This window comes from Legionella sp. W05-934-2 (genome assembly GCF_964199965.1).
Classification (GTDB): Bacteria; Pseudomonadota; Gammaproteobacteria; order Legionellales; family Legionellaceae; genus JAFIFT01.
This window is the reverse complement of the sequence record NZ_CAXMZT010000024.1, coordinates 1-5,646: the sequence shown is the minus strand read 5'-3', so window position 1 is coordinate 5,646 and position 5,646 is coordinate 1. Positions and strand designations below refer to the sequence as shown.

Here is a 5,646-nt window from a genome sequence, read left to right as displayed (position 1 = left end):
AAAAATAGCTTTTAAGAGCATAAATTAAGGCTATTTATTGGGCATCTCTCTGTTTATAAAGAGAAAATTTTGGTCAGACCCCCTATGGATTACCCCCTATGGATACTTGAGCAACGCCATCTTTTTCTGCTCGCTCTACAGCTTGATCTTTAAATTGTGAGCTGTATTTTTTTCTTTCTGTTTTTATTGTTGGTTTATTACTGTTCATTTTTCACCTCTACCTAAGATTTTACTCTCTTAGTAGGGTGTCCATCAAATCAGGGTAAGATCACCTTGATACTTGGTCTCGGCGGATGTTCAATCAGCTTAAGAAGATGAAATCAGTATCGTCTATGTCGTTTATATCCGTATTGATTAAGGTAAGAGAGTCTTCCTCATTAAATTTAATCAACACATCTGTGCCATTATTCATCGTGCTGATGTTTAAAGAACTACTACTAGCTACTCCATAATTGTGAACATCTATCCGATCCACACCATTTTCAAAATCGGTGACCGTATCGGCACCTGTCCCACCTTCAAAGACGTTATTTCTGGCATTACCAGTCAACGTATCCCCATAATTCGTGCCGATCACCTTTTCAAAATTGCTAAAGCCCCCCATAGTGCCTGTTAGCGTAGTGGAGACAGTGCCATGTGTTAGATCCACAGTCACAGCTTGAGTCATAGCGGATAAATCCAACGTATCAAAGCCATCACCTGCGTCAAATGAATTATAATTACCGTAGTTAAACGTTGATGTTGAACCTGACATAGCAAAGCTTAAATGAAGCGTATCATCCCCGTCGAACAAATTAACCGTATTATTTTGATAAGTGATTGTAGCATGCCCTTTGATACTGCCATTTCCACCAAAAGCCCCCAGATCAATAGCAACCGTATCTGAATACTCATGCCCTGTCACCGTTGAATAAGTTAGTGAAATCGTGGCATCACCGCCAGGCTGTTGGGTCTTGCCTGTGCCCCCAAAACCACCTTGTCCTCCGGCCGCCTGTAAATTGACGGTTAATTGTTGAGAAGCGCCTTCCCCCATAGAAATACTTAAATGATCAATGGTATAAGTTGCTACTCCAGCGGCACCACCATTACCGCTGACGCCTGCACTGCCATTTGACCCTAGTCCATGCCCAATTCCTCCAGCCCCCCTATCACCTCCCTGTCCTCCATAACCTGCCAAGCCAATAACGGAAAGGTTAAGGTCATAATCTTCGCCGGGGCCGGAATCAAGGATGACATTGTAGAGGGTAACAAGTAGATCACCACCATCGCCGCCATTGCCACCATTTCCTCCCTTGCCACCATTTCCTCCAGTAAATGAAAATGATCCATCCCCGCCTTTACCACCATCGCCACCATCGCCGCCCTTTCCAGCGGACAATACGACGCTAAAGTCAATCGTATCCATCCCATCCCCGCCATTAAAAACAACCGGTTTTTGAGGATCCGAGGATATGAAGCTTAATAATGACGAATTAGCTAAACTACCAGCCGTACCATTTCCCCCATTCGTGCCATTGGATGAACCTATTGTACCATTGTTCCCAGGGACACCATTTGCACCATTTGTGCCTGGATTAGATAATAAGGTACCACTAATAGTCATGGTGTCATTTCCAGCATTACCGTAGAATTGGAAATTATCAACCGAAAAAAATCCCTGGTTGTTAATCAAAATATCATAGCTGTCTGATTGGGAGGTTCCATAAACAGTAGATATCCACGGATAATAATATTTATCCGTCATAATGTTATTGTGTGAAATTTGATAATATAGGCCATTATAATTGATAGTTATACCGCTATCTAATTTTGAATAATCGGCTGTTGTATAAATAGCTGAAGTGTTAGAACTCCCCGCTATGAAGGTATTCTCGCCCGAACCAGCTACTATGAAAATATCTGATTCTCTCCCAGATGATAGAATAACAAAATTGTTGCCTCCGCCAAGATTTAAATTCAGGCTACTTTCCCTTAGATTTAGATTGATACTTTCATTTCCATCTCCGGAGACAAAATCCATATGGCTTTTGTATAGATTTAAGTTAGTAGATGAATTATAATCACTTTGCGTATCATGATAAATTTTCTCTATATTAGAAATATTATCTGTATACCCTAAAGGACCTTGTGATCTAAAAGTTCCCGTGTTTGAGCTAAGGTTTACAGAACTACTAAGTAAACCACTGCCCTGAATGGTATCATAACCCTCACCGCCATCGAGGGTGTCATTCCCCGCACCACTGATAAACGTATCATCCCCGTCACCGCCGAAAATCGTATCATCCCCGTCACCACCACTGATTAAATCATTACCATCAGAACCATAAATTTTATCATTACCAGTACCTGCATCAAAAAGGGCATTGAAGTCATAACCAATATAACTAGCCCTTGCAATCGAAGGGAGGGTAACAACATCATTTCCCGAAAGCGCTTGATAATAGGTTGATGGGTTATAACTATCTGGATCGACATTGGCAAAATCGACTGTATCGTCATTCTCGGTAAAGAGCGTTAAGCCATCAGATAGGTCTTTGACGATGACGGCAATGAGTTGATCAGTTGCAAGACTACTATCTTGCACACGAACGGTCACGTTATAAACATTATTTCCATCACTATCTAACGGGTTTTCATAATCCGCAGGTGACAGAAAACTTAAGTTGCCTAATTTATCAATCGAAAACAAATCAGAATCAGCCTCACCGCCATCAGCAACGTCGACAATACTGTATTCCAAAGAATCATTAATATCGGGATCGCTGGCGATAACTAAGCCTGCTAATAGTTGATTTTCAAACATGCTTAACGTCGTTGTGGTGATGTTAGGCGCATCGTTAACTGGCGTTACATCCACGCTCATGCTGCTATCAACCCCACTAAACTCCGTGCCATCAGATACTTGGAAGTTAAAGCTTGTATAACTATCCCCATTGCCATTGGCAGATGGTGCAAAGGTGAAATTTCCGGCGGTGATGTCAGCAAGGCTTATTTCTTGGTCAGAACTGATTGCCACGCCATCTAACAATAAGCTGCCTTGACCGGGAAGGCTAGTTATCTTCACCGCCTGTAAACTATCGCCGCTATCCACATCAGAAAAAGGAAAGTCTGTGGCGTTAAAAGCATAAGGTATATCTTCGGTCGTTGTAATGAGACTATCTAAATTCGTTGGCGCATCATTAACTGGCGTTACATCCACGCTCATGCTGCTATCAACCCCACTAAACTCCGTGCCATCAGATACTTGGAAGTTAAAGCTTGCATAACCATCCCCATTACCATTGGCAGATGGTGCAAAGGTGAAATTTCCGGCGGTGATGTCAGCAAGGCTTATCGCTTGCCCAGAACTGATTGCCCCGCCATTTAACAATAAGCTGCCTTGACCGGGAAGGCTAGTTATCTTCACCGCCTGTAAACTATCGCCGCTATCCACATCAGAAAAAGGAAAGTCTGTGGCGTTAAAAGCATAAGGTGTATCTTCGGTCGTTGTAATGAGACTATCTAAATTCGTTGGCGCATCGTTTGCGCCAACAACCGTAACATTTAAGAAAGCGCTTGCTATTCCGCCCTGACCATTATCCACCGTGTAAGAAATGCTTTCCGTGATAGATTGGTTAATAGATAATTGATCCAATTGCGTGCTGGTTGCATCAGCTGAATACGTCCCATCTGCATTAATCGTTAATGCCAAACCAGAGGATAATAGTATCGGTTGCCCAACTAAAGCTGGTTGACCATTAACTGCTGTTATTGTTAAAGGAAGATTTGCTGGGTTTGTATCATTCGTTATAACGCTGCCTGAAACAGTATTATTCTCTGTTATGCTAGCATTATCATCAACCGCAGTGAGTGGCTGATTGGGTATAAATACTTCTATATTTTCAAAATGACGTGCCGTTAGGTTAAATGCACCATTCGCTAAATAGCTAAAATTTACATTCCCATAGTGTGCGTAAAAATAATCAATGATACTCTGGGCATAATCACTAATATCGCCTGTAAACTTCGTTGCATTTGTTAAATCGATGTATAGTGTATCAGTGCCTGAACCGCCATTAAAATAATCACAATTACCAATATTATCGCTAACCATATAGCTCGCCGTATCATTCCCTGATCCTGCTAATACTAAGTCGTTACCAGCCCCATCGGATAGCAAATCATTTCCTCTGCCGCTTAAAAGAATATCGTTACCGGCTCTGCCATATATTGTGTCGTTTCCTCTACCGCTAAGAAGGATGTCATTCCCAGGACCTCCATCAATATAGTCATTCCCCTTGCCAGCTATAACAATATCATTGCCATTTCCTGAATAGATTATATCGTCGCTACTTTTGCCGTGCGATTTAATATGTCTATTGGTATGATTGAATACGTCAGAAGTAAAAACATATTGGTGGTTATCTCCACCACAGTTGCGATGATGATGGTTCGAACGATAGTCTAACCCACCGACTTCGCTTTTATCGTTTTTAACTAAAGTGTGGGTATCATGATGATCTTTTCTGCTATCAATGATTTCTCTTCTGCCACCACTATTGGCATGCTTATGTGCACCGACTGATTTGGACATGAGGCATACTCCATTTACGACACAAAAGAGTGTGCTCCCCCCTATCAACAGTCCTTTTTAAACATATACTTCCTTTTATAAACACACGGGTATAGTTAAGTATAGCCCTCTTTTCTCTTATCTGGTCACATTTCAGCCAATTATTGCGTGCTTATCCATAATACAGGGTATCGGGCATAGGGGTCTGACCAAAATATTTTCTTTATAAACAATATGATAGGTGAGATAAAGTACTAATTTTTGGCCTTAGAAGGTATTTTTAAGACTTAAAATGACCTCTAAATTAAGTTGCAGAAACTTAATCTTGTTTTTCTAAAAGAAAAAAATATAATCGCTGATTCAAGTCCAAATGAAAGGAATAACATGCCTCGAGCAAGGAGGATATATGCTCCTGGAGAAGTGTTTCATATAACGCATCGGTGTCACAAACGAGATTTTTTATTAAAATTCAGACATGATAGAGAGCGATATCGTTACTGGCTTTATGAAGCAAGGAAACGGTATGGATTTTGTATTTTAAATTATATGATTACATCGAATCATATACATTTGTTGGTAATGTGTACAAATGAAGGCATTATCCCATCATCTATGCAGTTGGTTGCAGGACGAACAGCACAAGAGTATAACCTGAGAAAATGGAGAAATGGCGCCTTTTGGGAAGACAGGTATCATGTTTCTGTTATTGAAGATAATGAGTATTTGCATCATTGCTTTATTTATATTGATTTAAACATGGTTCGGACTGGCCGAGTAAATAATCCCTTGGATTGGAAGTTCTGTGGCTATTATGAGCTGTTCTATGGCAGACAACGATACCAAGTGCTATCAGATAAACGAATTATTGAACGAAAACAAGCTATCTAGAGAGCCTCTCTGGACTGATAATAAAGTAATTCGTACACCGCTTTTTCAACAACAATTTTCCTAACCATAGAATCAATTGTCAAAATATCATTACGCTCTTAAAGCCCATTTTAGAACTCAAAAATAGCTTTTAAGAGCATAAATTAAGGCTATTTATTGGGCATCTCTCTGTTTATAAAGAGAAAATTTTGGTCAGACCCCCTATG

3 protein-coding genes are annotated in these 5,646 nt (G+C 40.5%); 1 reads left to right on the top strand and 2 read right to left on the bottom strand.

Annotation, left to right across the window (positions count from 1 at the left end; all coding sequences use genetic code 11):
- Positions 1 to 82 precede the first annotated feature (82 nt).
- On the bottom strand, positions 83 to 208 hold the full coding sequence (locus tag AB3348_RS15105; protein ID WP_367608464.1) for a hypothetical protein: 126 nt from the start codon (positions 206 to 208) through the stop codon (positions 83 to 85).
- 93 nt (positions 209 to 301) lie between these two features.
- Positions 302 to 4,573, bottom strand: coding sequence for a beta strand repeat-containing protein (locus AB3348_RS15100; protein WP_367608463.1), 4,272 nt, complete (start codon positions 4,571 to 4,573; stop codon positions 302 to 304).
- Positions 4,574 to 4,936: 363 nt separating this feature from the next.
- Here AB3348_RS15100 and AB3348_RS15095 point away from each other — a divergent pair, with 363 nt between their 5' ends.
- The gene (locus tag AB3348_RS15095) at positions 4,937 to 5,440 is read left to right on the top strand and encodes a transposase (protein ID WP_367608462.1); all 504 of its coding nucleotides are present in this window, start codon (positions 4,937 to 4,939) and stop codon (positions 5,438 to 5,440) included.
- Positions 5,441 to 5,646: the final 206 nt, after the last annotated feature.